Annotated in this window: 16 protein-coding genes, 1 tRNA gene and 1 pseudogene; 6 read left to right on the top strand and 12 right to left on the bottom strand. The window is 67.9% G+C overall.

The window, feature by feature from the left end:
* On the bottom strand, nt 1-290 hold a 290-nt coding region (locus tag ACWELJ_RS20825; protein WP_452367782.1), incomplete at its 3' end, for an FAD-binding protein.
* A gap of 71 nt (nt 291-361) precedes the next feature.
* On the opposite strand from ACWELJ_RS20825, the gene ACWELJ_RS20820 reads away from it, so the two are divergent.
* Complete coding sequence (locus ACWELJ_RS20820; RefSeq protein ID WP_452367781.1) at nt 362-1,303, top strand: LysR family transcriptional regulator; 942 nt, start codon at nt 362-364, stop codon at nt 1,301-1,303.
* Here the strand turns inward: ACWELJ_RS20820 and ACWELJ_RS20815 are convergent.
* Entirely contained in the window at nt 1,261-1,713 is a 453-nt protein-coding gene (locus ACWELJ_RS20815) for a DUF4383 domain-containing protein (RefSeq protein WP_452367780.1), read from the bottom strand. The two genes, ACWELJ_RS20820 and ACWELJ_RS20815, sit on opposite strands and share 43 nt — an antisense overlap.
* Nucleotides 1,714-1,849: 136 nt before the next feature.
* On the opposite strand from ACWELJ_RS20815, the gene ACWELJ_RS20810 reads away from it, so the two are divergent.
* A complete protein-coding gene (locus tag ACWELJ_RS20810) occupies nt 1,850-2,275 on the top strand; it encodes a helix-turn-helix domain-containing protein (protein ID WP_452367779.1) in 426 nt (141 codons plus the stop codon).
* Entirely contained in the window at nt 2,272-3,111 is an 840-nt protein-coding gene (locus ACWELJ_RS20805) for an alpha/beta fold hydrolase (RefSeq protein WP_452367778.1), read from the top strand. Before ACWELJ_RS20810 ends, ACWELJ_RS20805 begins: the two co-directional genes overlap by 4 nt.
* 57 nt (nt 3,112-3,168) lie before the next feature.
* Here the strand turns inward: ACWELJ_RS20805 and ACWELJ_RS20800 are convergent, their stop codons facing one another.
* From ACWELJ_RS20800 to ACWELJ_RS20785, 4 genes are all read right to left on the bottom strand, one after another.
* Nucleotides 3,169-3,921, bottom strand: coding sequence for an amino acid ABC transporter ATP-binding protein (locus ACWELJ_RS20800; RefSeq protein ID WP_452367787.1), 753 nt, complete (start codon nt 3,919-3,921; stop codon nt 3,169-3,171).
* Nucleotides 3,922-4,005: 84 nt separating this feature from the next.
* A complete protein-coding gene (locus ACWELJ_RS20795; RefSeq protein ID WP_452367777.1) occupies nt 4,006-4,944 on the bottom strand; it encodes an amino acid ABC transporter permease in 939 nt (312 codons plus the stop codon).
* Between the two features lie 6 nt (nt 4,945-4,950).
* Nucleotides 4,951-5,853 carry an ABC transporter substrate-binding protein gene (locus ACWELJ_RS20790; protein ID WP_452367776.1) on the bottom strand — a complete coding sequence of 301 codons (903 nt, stop codon included), beginning with the start codon at nt 5,851-5,853 and terminating at the stop codon, nt 4,951-4,953.
* Nucleotides 5,854-6,005: 152 nt separating this feature from the next.
* Nucleotides 6,006-7,091, bottom strand: a complete 1,086-nt coding sequence (locus tag ACWELJ_RS20785) for an isocitrate/isopropylmalate dehydrogenase family protein (RefSeq protein WP_452367775.1) — start codon at nt 7,089-7,091, stop codon at nt 6,006-6,008.
* A 103-nt stretch (nt 7,092-7,194) separates the two neighbouring features.
* Between ACWELJ_RS20785 and ACWELJ_RS20780 the strand changes: the two genes are divergently transcribed.
* On the top strand, nt 7,195-7,701 hold the full coding sequence (locus ACWELJ_RS20780; RefSeq protein ID WP_452367774.1) for a 2'-5' RNA ligase family protein: 507 nt from the start codon (nt 7,195-7,197) through the stop codon (nt 7,699-7,701).
* A gap of 77 nt (nt 7,702-7,778) precedes the next feature.
* Complete coding sequence (gene trxA / locus ACWELJ_RS20775; RefSeq protein ID WP_357285874.1) at nt 7,779-8,147, top strand: thioredoxin; 369 nt, start codon at nt 7,779-7,781, stop codon at nt 8,145-8,147.
* Nucleotides 8,148-8,217: 70 nt separating this feature from the next.
* Here trxA and ACWELJ_RS20770 read toward each other — a convergent pair whose 3' ends face one another.
* Nucleotides 8,218-8,649, bottom strand: a complete 432-nt coding sequence (locus ACWELJ_RS20770; protein ID WP_452367773.1) for a 2-keto-3-deoxygluconate kinase — start codon at nt 8,647-8,649, stop codon at nt 8,218-8,220.
* Nucleotides 8,650-9,188: 539 nt separating this feature from the next.
* Nucleotides 9,189-11,924: a DNA polymerase I gene (gene polA / locus ACWELJ_RS20765; protein WP_452367772.1), complete on the bottom strand. Its 2,736-nt coding sequence runs from the start codon at nt 11,922-11,924 to the stop codon at nt 9,189-9,191.
* Nucleotides 11,925-12,045: 121 nt separating this feature from the next.
* Between polA and ACWELJ_RS20760 the strand changes: the two genes are divergently transcribed.
* Nucleotides 12,046-12,118, top strand: a tRNA-Trp gene (locus ACWELJ_RS20760).
* Between the two features lie 63 nt (nt 12,119-12,181).
* Here the strand turns inward: ACWELJ_RS20760 and ACWELJ_RS20755 are convergent.
* The 4 genes and pseudogenes from ACWELJ_RS20755 to ACWELJ_RS20740 all read right to left on the bottom strand — a co-directional run bounded on the left by ACWELJ_RS20755 (nt 12,182) and on the right by ACWELJ_RS20740 (nt 16,223).
* The gene (locus ACWELJ_RS20755) at nt 12,182-12,877 is read right to left on the bottom strand and encodes an ABC transporter ATP-binding protein (RefSeq protein WP_452367786.1); all 696 of its coding nucleotides are present in this window, start codon (nt 12,875-12,877) and stop codon (nt 12,182-12,184) included.
* Between the two features lie 141 nt (nt 12,878-13,018).
* Nucleotides 13,019-13,918: pseudogene (locus tag ACWELJ_RS20750) on the bottom strand (ABC transporter ATP-binding protein); the annotation flags it as partial.
* A 35-nt stretch (nt 13,919-13,953) separates the two neighbouring features.
* A complete protein-coding gene (locus ACWELJ_RS20745) occupies nt 13,954-15,186 on the bottom strand; it encodes a branched-chain amino acid ABC transporter permease (RefSeq protein WP_452367771.1) in 1,233 nt (410 codons plus the stop codon).
* Complete coding sequence (locus ACWELJ_RS20740) at nt 15,183-16,223, bottom strand: branched-chain amino acid ABC transporter permease (protein WP_357285862.1); 1,041 nt, start codon at nt 16,221-16,223, stop codon at nt 15,183-15,185. The genes ACWELJ_RS20745 and ACWELJ_RS20740 overlap by 4 nt, the downstream gene beginning before the upstream one ends.
* Nucleotides 16,224-16,230: the final 7 nt, after the last annotated feature.

The following is a 16,230-nucleotide window of genomic DNA, read 5'->3' as shown; positions in this document are numbered from 1 at the left end:
GCCGGGTCGACGCGGATGTCGGCCAGGCGGCGGGTGGTGATGAGCACGCCGCCGTCGGTGGCGACCGAGAGGCCGTGGCCGGTGGCCTGCACGGCGACCGGAAGACCGTGGCGCGCGGCGTATTCCACGGCGGCCCGCACGTCCTGGGCGTGGGCGGCGGCGACGATCACGGCGGGCCGGTGGGTGTAAGCGGTTTGGAATCCGGCGATTTCGGCGTCGTAGCCGGTGTCGCCGGGCTGGAAGACGGGTCCGGTGGTGGTGGGCAGTTCGGTGATCGCTGTCTTCGTCATGTCTCTCACTCTGCTCGCGGCCGAATGAGAACTCCAACAGATAGTTTTTCTAGTAGCTAGAATCATCAGTTATGGAACTGCGTCAGTTGCGGTACTTCGTCACCGTCGCCGAGGAGGCCAACTTCACCCGGGCAGCGGCCCGCCTGCACCTGGCCCAGCCCGGATTGAGCGCGCAGATCCGCCAGCTGGAACGTGAACTGGGACAACCACTCCTGGACCGTTCGAGTCGCTCGGTCACGCTCACCCCGGTCGGCGAGGCGGTGCTGCCGATCGCCCGGGCCGCCCTCGAACAGGTCGAGCGCATCACCCACACCGTCGACGAATTCACCGGCCTGCTGCGCGGGCACGTGCGGGTCGGGCTGATCTCCGGCGCGGCGGGCGAGGAGATCGACATCGCCCAGGTGCTGTCCGACTTCCACCGCGATCACCCGCAGATCGGCATCTCGCTGACCGAGGACACCTCCGACGCCATGTACGGCGCCCTGCGGCGCGGTGAGCTGGATATCGGCCTGCTGTCCATCTCCGGGGACCTGGACCCGAGCATCGGCGCCGAGCTGATCTACGAGAGCAATATCGTGGCGGCCGTGCCGGCGCCGGCCGAGGGTTTCGGCGCCCGGATCACGCTGGCCGAACTGTGCGAGCACCCGCTCATCTGCCTGCCCACCGGCACCGGGTTGCGCGCGCTACTCGAAAACGCCTGCGCCGCCGCGTCTCTGGCGCCCGATGTGGCGTTCGAGGCCGCCGCTCCCGCGCTGCTGATCCGGCTGGCCGCCTACGACCTCGGCATCGCCGTGATTCCGCGAATCCCGGCGGAGGAGGCCGCCCGCCTCGGCATCCGCACCCTGGAGATCGATCCGGCGATGCGCGGCCGCCTGGTGCTGGCCTGGAGCACCGATCGCCCGATGAGCCCGGCCACGAAAGTCCTGCTGGGCCAACTCCGTATCGCGCTCGCGAGCTGGAAGATCCCGGCTCAGGCGAACACGGCCCGCAGGCCGCGGTCGCGCACGGCCTGAATCCCGACCAGCGACAGCAGCAGGACACCGGTCACGATGTGCTCGATGGCGTCGACGCGGTGATTCGGGAAGCTGAACATCACGACATTGTGCGCGAACAGCGCCCAGATCCCGACCACGAATCCGCCTCCGACAGCGGCGATCACGCAGTACCACGCGGCCCAGCGCTTGCGCCGGGCGGCGAACAGCGCCGGGGTGAACAGCAGCAGGCCCGCGAGCGCGTGCCAGCCGTTGTAGTCCATGCCGAGAACCGGTGTGGCCGGGGCGTGTTCGCCCATCGCGAAGCTGGGTTCGGCGATCCAGCCCGCGATCGCCCACCCGATGTGGACGACTCCGACCACGAATACCGCGCCTTGCAGAAAGCTCCATCGCGCCCGCGCCGCGGGACGCTCCCCTGTCGTCATCGCCATGTCGCCGCCTCCCAACGGTGCGACCGAATATCTACTACAAACTGTAGTTGACTTGACGACTCCACGTAAGCCCCATCACACCATTACCTAACATTCCCTATTGCCACACACAATAGGGAACATTAGGGTAGTTTTCGTGTCCGATCGTCTCTACTCCGTCGAAGAAGTCGCCGAACGCCTCGGCCTGCACGTGCGCACCGTCCGCGGCTACGTCCGGGACGGGAAGCTGCCCGCCACCCGGATCGGCAAGCAGTACCGCATCACCCGGGCCGATCTGGAAGCCTTCACCGGACTGCCCGCGCCCGAGGGCGGATCGACTGCCCGGCAACGGCATTCGGAGGTGTCGAGCATCATCGAGGTCGACGCCGCCGATCCGGCGATCGCCGACCGGGTCGGCACCCTACTGACCGCCGCGGCCGGCACCCGGACCGGAGACGGGCAACCGCTGCGGGTGCAGACCTTCTACGACCGCGAACGCGCCCGCCTGAAGGTCATTCTCATCGGCGGCCTGGGCGACACCGCCCGGCTGCTCGAATACATGGAAGGAGTTCTCGCGTCGTGAACGCGATCTACAAGTCCGAGGCCGGACGGGCCGCCATCCAGACCCGCTACCAAGAACTGGTGCGCCGCTGGCCGGTCGCGGTCGAGCAACTGCACATCCCCACGCGAGAGGGTGACACCTTCGTGCTGGCCTCCGGCCCGCAGGACGCCCCGCCGGTCATCCTGTTGCACGGGTCCGGGGGCAACTCCGCCACCTGGCTCGGCGACATCGCCTCCTGGGCAACCGATTTCCGGGTCTACGCCGTCGACATGGTGGGCGAGCCCGGCGGCAGCTCCGAATCCCGCCCGGCGCTCGGCTCGGACGCGGTCGCCCGGTGGCTCGACGATGTCCTGGCCGGTCTGAACCTCGCCTCCGCCGGTTTCGTCGGCATGTCCCTGGGCGGCTGGACCGCCCTCGACTACGCCGTCCGACGCCCGGACAAGGTCACCAAGCTGGCCCTGCTGTGCCCCGGCGGCATCGGCAAGCAACGCTTCGGCTGGATCTTCAAGAACCTGATCGACCACCTGTTCAGCAATCACGACCTGCGCCGCTCGGCCGCCATCGTCACCGGCTTGAACCTCACCGATCACGCCGAGATCCTCGACGACGTGACCCTGACCTTCACCCACTTCAACCCGCGCACCGGCAAACTGCCGATCTTCACCGACGCGCAGCTGAGCGCCCTGACGATGCCGGTCCTGGTGATCGTGGGCGAGGACGACGTCATGTTCAAGTCCGCCGAAACCGCCCGCCGCGCACAGCAATCCATCCCGAACGCGACCGCCCGGGTACTCCCGGGCGTCGGTCATGCCGTCCTCGGCCAGACCGCGCCCGTGCTGGAGTTCCTCCGCGGATAACGGACGCGAACAAAAGATCGGGGAGCCCGACGTGGGATCCCCGATCTTGTTGTGGAGCTAGAGGATTCGCGAGAGGAACGCCTTGGTGCGATCGTGCTGGGGGTTCGCGAGCACCTCGCGCGGGTTGCCCGCCTCGACGACCACGCCGCCGTCCATGAACGCCAGCTGGTCGGCGACCTCGCGGGCGAAACCCATCTCGTGGGTGACCACGACCATGGTCATGCCGGAGGCCGCGAGTTCGCGCATGACGCCGAGTACCTCGCCGACCAGCTCCGGGTCGAGTGCCGAGGTGGGCTCGTCGAAGAGCATCAGCTTGGGGTCCATGGCCAGGGCGCGGGCGATGGCGACACGCTGCTGCTGGCCGCCCGACAGCTGGGCCGGATAGGCATCGGCCTTGTCCGCCAGGCCGACTCGGGACAGCAGGTCCCGGGCGCGGGCCACCGCGTCGGCCCGCTTGAGCTTCTTGACCTGGGTCGGCGCCTCGATGATGTTCTCCAGCGCGGTGCGGTGCGGGAACAGGTTGAAGTGCTGGAACACCATGCCGATATCGCGGCGCTGCTTGGCGGCGTCGCGCGGGTGCAGCTCGTAGAGCTTGCCGTTCTTCTCCCGGTACCCCACCAGGTCGCCGTCCACGTACAGGCGTCCGGCATTGACCCGCTCGAGGTGGTTGATGCAGCGCAGGAAGGTGGACTTGCCGGAACCGGACGGGCCGATCAGGCACAGCACCTCGCCGCGCTGCACCTCGAGGGTGATGCCCTTGAGCACGTCGAGCGCGCCGAAGCTCTTGCACACCCGGTCGGCGCGCACCATCGGCACCGCCGACGGCGGCAGTGAGCCGTCGATCAACGGCGTGGGTTCCTTGGCGAAGGAGATCGAGTCCTCGGACATGTTCACCTATCCCGTTCCGCCGGCGACCTGCGCCTGGGCCAAGGCGCGCAACTGTTTCGCGGTCAGCTGCCGGGAGGAACCGCGCGAGTAGTACCGCTCCAGGTAGTACTGGCCGATCATGAGCACACTGGTGACGGCCAGATACCAGGTGGCCGCGACCAGCAGCAGCGGAATCGGCTGGAAGTTCACGCTGTAGATGTCGCGGGCCCGGCCGTAGAGGTCGGTGGTGAGCGGGATGGCCGTCACCAGCGAGGTGGTCTTCAGCATGGAGATGAGCTCGTTGCCGGTCGGCGGGATGATCACCCGCATGGCCTGCGGCAGCACCGTGCGGGTCATGGTCTGCGACCACGACATGCCCAGCGCCACCGACGCCTCGCGCTGCCCCTCGCCCACGGAATTGATTCCCGCGCGCACGATTTCGGCCATATAGGCGGCCTCGTTGAGCCCCAGGCCGATCATGGCGAAGAAGAACGGCGCCGACCAGTGCTGCACATCGAAATGCGCCAGCGACGGCCCGAACGGCACGCCCACGGTGACGGTCTTGTACAGCGACGGGAACAGGCCCCAGAACACCAGCTGCACATAGACCGGCGTCCCGCGGAAGATCCACAGATACGCCCACGCCACCGACCGCAGCACCGGATTCGGCGACAGACGCATGACCGCCAGCAGCACGCCGAGCACCACTCCGATCAGCATGGCCAGCACGGTCAGTTCCAGAGTCACCAACGCGCCCTGGGCGATTCGCTTGTCACCGAGGTACTTGAAGTAGGTGTTCCAGTGGTAGGCCTCGTTGGTCTTGGCGCCCCACACGAACAGGGCCAGGGCGATCAGAATGATCGCGGCGGCGATCCACCGGCCCGGCCGTCGCAGCGGAATCGCTTTGATCGGCTCGGGCTCGGTGCTCTCGACCGGCGTCGAGAGGTGGTTCTTGTCCTGCGACATGAGAGGTCAGCTGGCTCCGTTGATGACGGACTTGGTGATCGCGCCCTCCTGGACACCCCAGTTCTCGGCGATCTTGCGGTACTGACCGTTGTCCATCAGGTACTGCACGGCCTCCTGCAGCACCGGCGCCAGCGTGGAACCCTTCTTGACCGGCCAGCCGTAGGGCGCGGAGTCGAAGATCTTGCCCGCGGGCTCGATCTTGTCGCCGGCCTGCTTGATGGCGTACGCGGTCACCGGGGAGTCGGCGGACATGGCGTCGACCTGGCCCTGCACCAGCGCGTTGGCGGCGGCGGACTGCTCGTCGTAGGCGACCTTCTGGATCTCCGGCTTGCCCGCGGCGACGCACGCCTTGGACTTGGCCGGGATCTCGTCGGTGTCCTGAACGGTGGTGCGCTGCACCGCGACTCGCTTGCCGCAGGCATTGTCGGGGTCGACGTTCTTGCCCTTCTGCTGGGCCCACTGGCTGCCCGCGGAGAAGTAGGTGACGAAGTCGGCGGTGGCCTCGCGCTCCTTGTTGTCGGTGAAGGAGGACATGCCGAGGTTGTAGGTGCCGGCCTCGATGGAGGGGATGATCTTCTCGAAGTCGGCTTCCTTGTAGTCCGCGTTCAGGCCCAGCACCTTGGCGACCGCGTCCATCAGGTCGACGTCGAAGCCGACGATCTTGCCGCTGCCCGGATCCCGGTACTCGTTGGGCTGATACGGAACGTTGACGCCGACGGTCAGCTTGCCGGAGGACTTGATATCGGCGGGCACCTTGGCCGCGATGGTGTCGACCTTGGTCACGTCGACCTTGGCCACCTCGGGACCGTTGGACTCGGAATTACTGGTACACGCGGTCAGTGCGAGGGCGCCACCGGCGATGACGACGGCGGCCCGCAGGGCACGCCCGCGAAAAGAGTTAACAGACACAGCAGTCCTCCACAGTTCGGGTGCGCGACATCCGTGCGTCGCCCGCCGTTTGAAATGTAAGCGAGTGACACCGTCCGCGTCGGCCGGTAACCGAAGATTAATCGGCGACACGCCTGAGCGGGGCCGAACACGCCCGGCCCGGAAGTGCGCGCTCACCAGCGGTGCAGCCGTGCGCGCACCTGCTCGGTGAATTCGGAGGTAGAGGCTAGCCCACCCAAATCGGACGTCGCAACACCAGCCCGCAACGTATCAGCAACCGCCCGTTCGATCCGGTCGCCGACCCGGCGCAAGGCGCTGTGCTGCTGGGCGCGGCCCATCCAGTGCAGCATCGCCGCGGCGGAGTTGAACAGCGCCACCGGATTAGCGCGATTGCGTCCCGCCAGGGTCGGGGCCGCTCCGTGCACCGCCTGCGCCATGATCTGGGTATCGGAGCAGTTCACCGAGGCGGCCATACCGAGCGAACCGCTCAATTCACCCGCCAGATCCGACAGGATGTCGCCGAAGAGATTCTCGGTGACGATCACGTCGTAGTCGCCGGCCGCGCGGACCAGATGCGCGGCCGCCGCGTCCACGTGCTCGTCGTCGATCGCCACGTCGGGGTAGTCCGCGGCCACCTCGTAACAGATGTCGCGGAACATGCCCATGGTCATGGGCAACACATTGGCCTTGTGCACCACGGTCAGCTTCTTGGAACGCTCCGAGGCGATCTCGAACCCCAGCCGCGCGATCCGTTCGATCGCGGCCCGGGTGAACACGCCGACCGACAGCGCGACATCCCGCGACGGCTGGAACTCGCCGGAGCCGACGGCCATATTGCGGTCGGCGTAGAGACCCTCGGTGTTCTCGCGCAGGATCAGCAGATCCATGTTCGGGGCCAGAGCGCGCACACCCTCGAGGCTGCGAGCCGGACGCACGTTCGCGTAGAGGCCGAAGCGCTTGCGGACCGCGCCCGCGGGCGGCAGGCCGGTGCGGTGTTCGGGGGCGTAGGAGGCGCTGTCGTGCGGGCCCATGATCCAGGCGTCGAGTTCGGCCAGCGCCGCGAGGGTCGGCTCGGGCACCGGGTCGCCGTACCGCTCGATCGCCTCGTGCCCCAGCGGCAGCGGGACCCAATCCACCGGCGGCAGGCCCGTGGTCTCGAAGGCGTCGTCGACCACATGCCGGGTGGCGCGGACGATTTCGGGGCCGATGCCGTCGCCTTCCAGCAGGCCCAGCCGGATTCGGGTATCGCTGTCACTCATGGCAGTCATCCTCGCGCAACCCCCGCCGCCGTCGCGCCCCGGCACACGCCGCCGCGCATGTTTTTCGGACCCGGTCGGGAATCGCGCGTAAGTTCAGGACACCATGGTGCAATCGGTGGAACTGGTGCTCGACGAGGCGTCCGAGGCCGCGGTGCGGCGGCAGTGGGCGGCGCTGAGCGAACTCGGCCTGCACACGCCCGGACCCTGGTACCGGCCGCACATCACCCTCGTGGTGGCCACCGAGATCTGGCCGCGGCTGGACAAGGTCCTGGCGCAGCAGGACTTCCGGCCGTTCCCGGTGCGTCTGGGCGGACTGCTGGTCTTCGGATCCCGTGCCGCCGTGCTGGTTCGGGCGGTGGTGCCGTCCGAACCGCTGATCTCCTTGCAGCACAAGCTGTTCCAGGTCGTCGCGGATTGCCCGGGCATCCCCGGCAATGTCCGGCCCGACAGCTGGACCCCGCACGTCACCCTGGCCCGGCGGCTGAAACCGGGCCAATTCGACGCCGCGCTGGGCGCGGTGGGCTGGGACAAGGACATGCGGGCTACGGTGGAGGGCATCCGCCGGTGGGACGGTGATCGGCGCGCCGAATGGCCGGTGACCGGCCGGTGACCGGCACGCCCCGTAACGCGGGGAAGATAACCGCAGGGCCCGGTGTTGGACCGGGGACATCGATACGAGAGGAAGCCATGGCCACCCAGACCCTGACCGAACAGAACTTCGACGAGGTAGTCACCGGTAACGACGTGGTTCTCGTCGACTTCTGGGCCTCGTGGTGCGGTCCGTGCCGCAGTTTCGCCCCGACCTTCGAGAAGTCGTCCGAAGCGCACCCCGACGTGGTGCACGGCAAGGTCGACACCGAGGATCAGCAGGGCTTGGCCGCGGCCGCCAACATCCGCTCGATCCCGACCATCATGGCGTTCCGCGAGGGCGTGCTCGTCTTCGCCCAGCCCGGCGCGCTGCCCCCGGCCGCGCTCGAGGATCTGGTCACCCAGGTGAAGGCCCTCGACATGGACGAGGTGCGCAAGCAGCTCGCCGAGCAGGAATCCGCCAAGTAGCCGCCTCCCGCCACAGCGTCAGCGCCGCGACTCCCGAAGGAGTTGCGGCGCTTCGCTTTTCACGGATCGATCAGAAGTGCGAGCCGAGGTGGTTGATGCCCGCGATCATGGCGCGGATGGTCGACTCGGCGGCGTCGTCGGCGAGGGCCGCGCCCCAGCCGCGGCGGCCGTTGAACTCGCACTGCACGAAGGTGGCGGTGCCGTCCGGGGTGTGGCGCTGATGGAAGGCGAGGATCTCCACCGGGTAGCCCTCGTCGTAGAGCGCCGAGGTGAGCGCGGCCACCGGGCTGCCGGTCGCCACGACGGTGCGCAGGTGGGAGGCGATTTCCAGGGTGGCGGTACCGGCGCGGTCGCCGATCGGGGTCCACTCGCTGAGCTTGACCGGGCCCATCGGGTCGCAGTAGCGGTCGTGGAACTCGGCGGGGGTCAGGCCGGTGCATTCGGCCCGCAAGGTCGCGGGGGCGGCGGCGATGAACATGGCGGTATCCAGGGTGATGGTCATTGAACTAGGTCTTCCCGACTTCTTCCGAAGAATTGACAGAGGGGACCAGCAAAAGAAAGTTCTATCGGCCGCAGCGAGGGGCCGGTCCGAATCAGACCCCGCTACGGCGGAGAACTACGAGTACCCGATCGCCGGCCACATTCGCGGTAAGCGAAATAAGCGCTGCGCGGTCGCGGTCTGCGACATCGAGCGCTGCGCTGCGGCTGTTGGCGGGATTCGGCACGGGGTCGAGCATAAGGGTGAGCTCACGCAATGGCAACCACATTCGTGAGGGACCCACGGGTAACTTCGTCGCAGGTCACCGCCGATGCGACGGGCGCCACACCGCCCCCGGCGCGACCGTGAGCAAACACCGTGGGCCCGGCAAACATCCGATTCGTGAACATCCCCAGGTCGACGCAATTCCGGCAACCCGTACAGCGGGTTGCGGGCGGGTGCCGCCGCGCGCCGAGACACCCTCCGAGACGAGAACCGCCCGCACCGAAACCCGGTGCGGGCGGTCCGCGTGTCGCGCGATTCGCGAGTGCGTGTCGAGTTCTCTAGTGCGCGGCCGAATCCCAGCTGCGGCCCACGCCCACCGACACCTCCAGCGGCACCGACAGCTCGATCGCATTGGACATGTGCTCGCGCGCAAGCGATTCCAGTTGCTCCCGCTCCCCCGCGGCGACCTCGAAGACGAGTTCGTCGTGGATCTGCAGCAGCATGCGGGATTTCAGGCCCGCGTCCCGGATCGCCCGCTGGGTGTCGATCATGGCGACCTTGATGATGTCGGCCGCGGTGCCCTGGATGGGGGCGTTGAGGGCCATGCGCTCGGCGGCCTCACGACGCTGCCGGTTGCTGGAATCCAGATCCGGCAGGTAGCGGCGGCGGCCGAACAGGGTCTCGGTGTAGCCGACCTTGCGGGCCTGATCGACGGCGTCGTGCAGGTAGTCGCGGATGGCGCCGAAGCGGCTGAAGTAGATGTCCATCTGGACCTTGGCCTCGTCGGCGCTGATCTTCAACTGCTGCGACAACCCGTACGCGGACAGACCGTAGGCCAGGCCGTAGGACATGGCCTTGATGCGGCGGCGCAGCTCCGGCTCGACCTCGGCGATCGGGATGTCGAAGGCCTTGGAGGCGACGAAGTTGTGCAGGTCCTCACCCGAGTTGAAGGCCTCGATCAGGCCCTCGTCCTTGGACAGGTGGGCCATGATCCGCATCTCGATCTGGCTGTAGTCGGCGGTCATCAGCGACTCGTAGCCGGGGCCGACGACGAAGGTGTCGCGGATGCGGCGGCCCATGTCGGTGCGGATCGGGATGTTCTGCAGGTTCGGCTCGGTCGAGGACAGGCGGCCGGTGGCGGCGACCGTCTGGTTGAAGGTGGTGTGGATGCGGCCGTCGTCGGCGACCGACTTGAGCAGGCCGTCGACGGTCACCTTGAGGCGGGTGGCGTCGCGATGCTCGAGCAGGTGCTGCAGGAACGGGTGCTGGGTCTTCTCGTAGAGGCCCTCGAGCGCGTCGGCGTCGGTGGTGTAGCCGGTCTTGGTGCGCTTGGTCTTCGGCATGTCCAGTTCGTCGAACAGGACCACCTGCAGCTGCTTGGGCGAGCCCAGGTTGATCTGCTTGCCGATCACGCCGTACGCGGCCTCGGCGGCCTCGGCGACGCGGTCGGCGAACTCGCGCTGCAACTGCTCGAGCTGTGCGGAGTCGACCGCGATGCCCGCCGCCTCCAGATCGGCCAGCACGCTCAGTAGCGGGAGCTCCATATCGCGCAGCAGCGCGGTGGACTCGATGCGCTCGAGTTCGGTGTCGAAGGCGTCGGCGAGGTCGTAAACCGCTCGGGCGCGCAGCATCTGGGCGTTGGCGACCTCGGCGTCGACCTCGTCCTCGTCGTCGAGCAGCGACAGCTGGGTCTCCCCGGCATTGTCGACGCGCAGTTCCCGGCTCAGATAGCGCAGCGAGAGGTCTTCGAGGTTGAAGGTGCGCTGGCCCGGCAGAATCAGGTAGGCGGCCAGCGCGGTGTCGCTGGTGAGCCCGCCGAGGCGCCAGCCGCGCCCGCGCAGGGCGTGCATGGCGGTCTTGGCCTCGTGCAACGCCTTCGGGGTCTGCGGGTCGGCGAGCCACTCGCCGAGCGCCTTCTCGTCCTCGGGGGTGAGGGTGTGCACGTCGATGTAGGCGCCCTCGCCGTCGGCGGCGGCCAGCGCGATGGCCTGGGTGTCGCCGTGCAGCGGCGAACCGTTTCCGACCACCGAAACCCCGTGCCGCACACCGGTTCCGGCGTGCTCGGCCAGCCAGGCGGCCACGGTCCCCGCCGCCAGTGCGCTGCCGCTGATCTCGAATCCGGACTCGGCCTCGGGCTCCACCGGGGCCAGGGTGTCGAACAGGCGGTCGCGCAGGACCCGGAATTCCAGCTCGTCGAACAGGCGGTGGATCTTGTCCCGATCCCACGGCTGCATGGCCAGCTGCTCGGGGGTGTACGGCAGCGGCACCGTCTTCACCATCTCGGTGAGCTGCCGGTTGAGCACCACGCTGGACAGGTTGGCGCGCAACGCGTCTCCGACCTTGCCCTTCACCTTGTCCACCTGGTCGACCAGCGTAGCCAGATCCCCGTACTCACGGATCCACTTGGTCGCGGTCTTCTCCCCCACTCCGGGAATGCCCGGCAGGTTGTCACTCGGGTCGCCGCGCAGCGCCGCGAAGTCCGGATACTGTGCCGGAGTGAGCCCGTACTTCTCCTCCACCGCCGTCGGGGTGAACCGGGTCAGCTCGGAGACGCCCTTCTTCGGGTAGAGCACGGTGACGTCGTCATTGACCAGCTGCAGCGAGTCCCGGTCGCCGGTCACGACGAGCACCTTGAACCCCTCCGGCACGGCCTGCGTGACGAGGGTGGCGATGACGTCGTCCGCCTCGTACCCCTCGATGGCCATGACCGGAATCCCCAGCGCTCCCAGCACCTCCTGGGTGGTCTCCACCTGCCCCTTGAACTCGTCCGGCGTGGTCGCCCGATTCGCCTTGTACTCCGGGAACGCCTCGGTCCGGAACGTCTTGCGGCTCACGTCGAACGCCGCCGCCACATGCGTCGGCTTCTCGTCCCGCAGCAGATTGATCAGCATCGCCGTGAACCCGTACACCGCGTTCGTGGTCTGCCCACTCTGCGTCTTGAAGTTCTCCGCCGGCAGCGCGTAGAACGCGCGATAGGCCAGCGAATGCCCATCCAGCAGCAACAGGGTCGGCTGCTCCCCGGACGGCGATACGGACGCGGCAACGGGGCGCTGATCAGTGGAGGCAGGGGTCACCCGCAAGAGTCTAGGTACCGGCTCCGACATCCGTGGGCAGCGGGCGTACCCGGCCGGTCGCCGCAGGTCAGCAAAACCGATTTCGCGCCCGCCGGGCTACCTGGTAGCGTTGCCCCCGCCAAGGGGTGTAGCTCAATTGGCAGAGCAGCCGTCTCCAAAGCGGCAGGTTGCAGGTTCGATTCCTGTCGCCCCTGCTTGAAGGTTCGGGCCGGTCACCGGAAGGTGACCGGCCCGAATGCTTTTCGGGGGTGGATGGGTCAGCCGACGCCGAGGTAGGCGGACTTGACCGCGGGGTCGGTGAGCAGGGCCCGGCCGTCGCCGGTCTTGGTCACCTCGCCGGTTTCCAGGATGTAGGCGCGATCGCTGCGGGTCAGGGCCTGCTGGGCGTTCTGTTCGACCAGCAGGACCGTGGTGCCCTGGGCGTTGATGTCGGCGATGATCCGGAAGATCTGCTGGATCACCATGGGGGCCAGGCCCATCGACGGCTCGTCGAGCAGCAGCAGCTGCGGACGGGCCATCAGGGCGCGGCCGATGGCCAGCATCTGCTGCTCGCCGCCGGAGAGGGTGCCGCCCACCTGGCGACGACGTTCCAGCAGGCGCGGGAACAGCTCGTAGACCCAGTCCAGGGTGTGCGCGTAGTCCGCCTTGGACGCGAACGGCCGGGCGTGACAACCCATGTCGAGGTTCTCCTGGACCGTCATGCCCGGGAAGACGCCGCGGCCCTCGGGCGCCTGGATCAGGCCCGCCACCACGCGTTCGTGGGCCTTCATGCGGGTGATGTCGCGGCCCTGGAACATGATGCGGCCGCGGGTCAGCGGCAGCAGGCCCGACAGGGCGCGCATGGTGGTGGTCTTGCCCGCGCCATTGGCGCCCAGCAGGGTGACCAGCTCGCCTTGGCCGACCTCGAGCGAGATGCCATGCAGAGCTTGGATTCTGCCGTAGTTCACGACCATGTCCTCGACCGTGAGCAGCGGCTCGCCGGTCGGGGCGGTGGGCGCGACGGAACCGGGCGCGGGCTTGGTGAGCTCCGGGACCGGCTCGGCGGCAACGCTTTCCGCCTCGGCGGCATCCGCGGACGACTCGGCGTCGGCGGCGTCGGGCACACCCAGGTAGGCGTTGATCACCGCGGGATCCTGGCGGATGTGCTCGGGCAGCCCGTCGGCGATCTTGCGGCCGAACTCCAGCACCACGATGCGGTCGGTCACGCCCATGACCAGCCGCATGTCGTGCTCGATGAGCAGCACCGTGTACCCGTCGTCGCGGATCTTGCGGATCAGATCCATCAGCGCGGACTTCTCGCTCGGGTTGAACCCGGCGGCCGGCTCGTCCAGGCACAGCAGTTTCGGATCGGTCGCCAGGGCGCGGGCGATCTCCAGGCGGCGCTGATCGCCGTAGGACAGGTTGCGCGCCTTCTCGACCGCGTGCGGGGCGATCCCGACGAATTCCAGCAGCGCCATCCCGCGCTCGAGCGAGTCCTTCTCCTCGCCGCGGTGGCGGGCGGTGCGGAACACCGCGCCCGGGACCGAGGTCCGGTGCCGGGCGTCCGCGCCGACGACCACGTTCTCGAGCGCCGTCATCTCGCCGAAGAGGCGGATGTTCTGGAAGGTGCGCGCGATGCCCAGCCGGGTGATCTCGTTGCGCTTGGTCTTGGTCAGCGGCTTGCCGTCGAAGTAGACCGTGCCGCCCGAGGGCCGGTACACCCCGGAGATGGCGTTGAAGCAGGTCGTCTTGCCCGCGCCATTGGGTCCGATGAGCCCGAGGATCTCGCCGCGGCGGATCTCGAAGCTCACCTGGTCCAAGGCGGTGAGGCCGCCGAACCTCACGCTGAGCCCGTCGGTGCGCAGCAGCGGCTCGCCGACCGCGGTCTCGATATCGCGCTGCGGCGCGGCGAGCTCGGCGACCGCCTCGGAATCACCCAGCACCGGAAGGACTTCGGTGACATCGAGCACGCCCGCGCTGGGCTCGGTCTCGGGTGCGACGTACCCGGCCGCCATGTCCTCGTTGTCGAACAGCGCGTCGCCCGGCCCCGTCACTGTCCAGCTCCCGTCGTCTGCGCGGCCACCGCCGGCCGTCGCACCGCCCGATACACCTGCCGCCCGTAGGCGAGCAGTTTCTGCCGCGCCGGGAACAGACCCTGCGGCCGGAAGATCATCACGACCACCAGCGTGAGACCGAAGAAGAGGTACTTGTAGTCGCCGAGCGACTGCCCGCCCACGTTCACGCCCATGAACCGGTTGGGCAGGTACACGATCAGGAACGCCCCGACGATCACGCCGAGCTTGTTGCCCTGCCCGCCCAGCACCACCGCGCACAGGAACAGCATCGAGTTGATGACGTTGAAGCCCTGCGGATTCACGTACTGCACCTGACCCGCGTACAGCGCGCCCGACAGGCCGCCGATGGCCGCGCCGATCATGAACGCCCACAGCTTGAACTTGAAGGTGGGCACGCCCATGATCTCGGCGGCGTCCTCGTCCTCGCGGATGGCCACCCACGCGCGGCCCACCCGGCTGCGCTCGAGATTGCCGACCAGCATGAGCACGGCCACCACCAGCACGATGCCCAGCCAGTACCACCAGGTCCCGGAGTTGGCCCGGTCCAGCACATTCCAGGTGTGCACGTCACCGAGATTGCCGGAGGAGAAGTAGCCGCCCGGATGGGTGTCGGACTCGCCGAGATGCGGGTACTGGATCCGGGACAGGCCCAAGCTGCCGTTGGTGATCTCGGGCAGGTTGTCGGCCAGCAGCCGGACGATCTCACCGAAGCCGAGGGTCACGATGGCCAGATAGTCGCCGCGCAGCCGCAGCGTGGGCGTGCCCAGGATGAGACCGGAGATCGCGGTCGCCAGGATCGCGATCGGTACGCACGCCAGCCACGCCCACTTCGGGTCGAGCCAGCCGCCGTCGGTCTGATTCCACGGACTGTTCGGACTGGTCAGCAGACCGACCGAGTACGCGCCGACCGCGTAGAAGCCGACATAGCCCAGATCCAGCAGACCCGCCTGTCCGACAACCACATTCAGGCCGATGGCGATCAGCGCGTACATGGCGAACTGCGCCATCACCCCGCCGAAACTGGTGCCGGGGGTGTCCAGCAGCGGCAGCTTGAACAGCGGCAGCGCGGCCAGCACGATGATCGCCGGAATACCGAACGCCCACTGCGCCGGTCGCGAGAGTCCGCTCCACCAGGTGCGGATGGCGTCGCCGACACCCCGCCCGGCGGGTGCGCCCTGCGGCGCCGGAGCCGTTTTCGCGTGAGTCATGCGCGCGCCCTCCCCAGGCTCTCCCCGAGAATGCCGGTGGGCCGGACCATGAGCACCGCGACCAGCACCACGAACGCGACCACGTCACGCCACTGATCGCCGAAGAGCACCTGGCCGTAGTCCTCGGCCAGGCCGAGCAGCAGCCCGCCCAGCAGCGCGCCGCGCAGGTTGCCGATACCGCCCAGCACCGCGGCGCTGAAAGCCTTGATGCCCAGGATGAATCCGCCGTTGTAGATGATGCCGTTGGGGATCTTGAGGGTGTACAACAGCGCGGCCGCGCCCGCCAGGACACCGCCGATGAGGAAGGTCAGCATGATGACCCGTTCCCGGGAGACGCCCATCAGCGTCGCGGTGTCGGGATCCTGGGCCACCGCGCGAATGCTGCGGCCGAATTTCGTGCGGTTGATGAGCAATTCGGTGGTGAGCGCCAGCGCCACCGCGGCCAGCACGATCACCAGCGCGACATTGGTGACCGACGCGCCGAAGAACTTGAACTGTTCGGTGGGTGTCACCAGCTGGATCGGCTGCTGCGCGTTGGTGCCGCCGAGCTTGTTGCCGGTCAGCTTGGGCAGGATGTAATGCACGAATTCCTGCAGCACGAACGACATTCCGATCGCGGTGATCAGGAAGATCAGCGGTTTCGCACCGCGTTTGCGCAGTGGCCGGTAGGCGACTCGCTCCAGCGCCACCGCGGCCGCGCCGGAGACCAGCATGCCGAAGACCATGGCCGCTGCGAGGTAGACCACGGTCAGTCCGACACCCTGGGAGTAGGTATCACCGCTCGCCGCGAATCCGAACACCATCAATCCGACCAACTGGCCGAAGGTGCCGAGCATGAATACTTCCGAATGGGCGAAATTGATCAGGCGCAGCACACCGTAGACCAGTGTGTAGCCGACGGCGACCAGTGCGTAGATCGAGCCGTAGGTGAGCCCCTCGACGGTGAGCCGCCAGAATTGATCGGCGACCCCGGACAGATCGAACTTGATGGACCCGCTCGCGAGGAGGGTCACATCGGCCAAAGCGGGTGCAGACATTCGTTAC

It is taken from the genome of Nocardia sp. NPDC004582, assembly GCF_053602115.1.
Note: the sequence above shows the minus strand (reverse complement) of the source record. Positions and strands in the feature narration are given on the sequence as shown.

Bases quoted from the DNA above. Each gene is read 5' to 3' on its own strand.
- ACWELJ_RS20820 (WP_452367781.1), top strand. From the start codon at position 362: ATGGAACTGCGTCAGTTGCGGTACTTCGTCACCGTCGCCGAGGAGGCC.
- ACWELJ_RS20815 (WP_452367780.1), bottom strand. From the start codon at position 1,713: ATGGCGATGACGACAGGGGAGCGTCCCGCGGCGCGGGCGCGATGGAGC.
- ACWELJ_RS20800 (WP_452367787.1), bottom strand. From the start codon at position 3,921: ATGGTGCGCGCCGACCGGGTGTGCAAGAGCTTCGGCGCGCTCGACGTG.
- ACWELJ_RS20795 (WP_452367777.1), bottom strand. From the start codon at position 4,944: ATGTCGCAGGACAAGAACCACCTCTCGACGCCGGTCGAGAGCACCGAG.
- ACWELJ_RS20785 (WP_452367775.1), bottom strand. From the start codon at position 7,091: ATGAGTGACAGCGATACCCGAATCCGGCTGGGCCTGCTGGAAGGCGAC.
- ACWELJ_RS20780 (WP_452367774.1), top strand. From the start codon at position 7,195: ATGGTGCAATCGGTGGAACTGGTGCTCGACGAGGCGTCCGAGGCCGCG.
- trxA (WP_357285874.1), top strand. From the start codon at position 7,779: ATGGCCACCCAGACCCTGACCGAACAGAACTTCGACGAGGTAGTCACC.
- ACWELJ_RS20770 (WP_452367773.1), bottom strand. From the start codon at position 8,649: ATGACCATCACCCTGGATACCGCCATGTTCATCGCCGCCGCCCCCGCG.
- ACWELJ_RS20755 (WP_452367786.1), bottom strand. From the start codon at position 12,877: ATGGTCGTGAACTACGGCAGAATCCAAGCTCTGCATGGCATCTCGCTC.
- ACWELJ_RS20745 (WP_452367771.1), bottom strand. From the start codon at position 15,186: ATGACTCACGCGAAAACGGCTCCGGCGCCGCAGGGCGCACCCGCCGGG.
- ACWELJ_RS20740 (WP_357285862.1), bottom strand. From the start codon at position 16,223: ATGTCTGCACCCGCTTTGGCCGATGTGACCCTCCTCGCGAGCGGGTCC.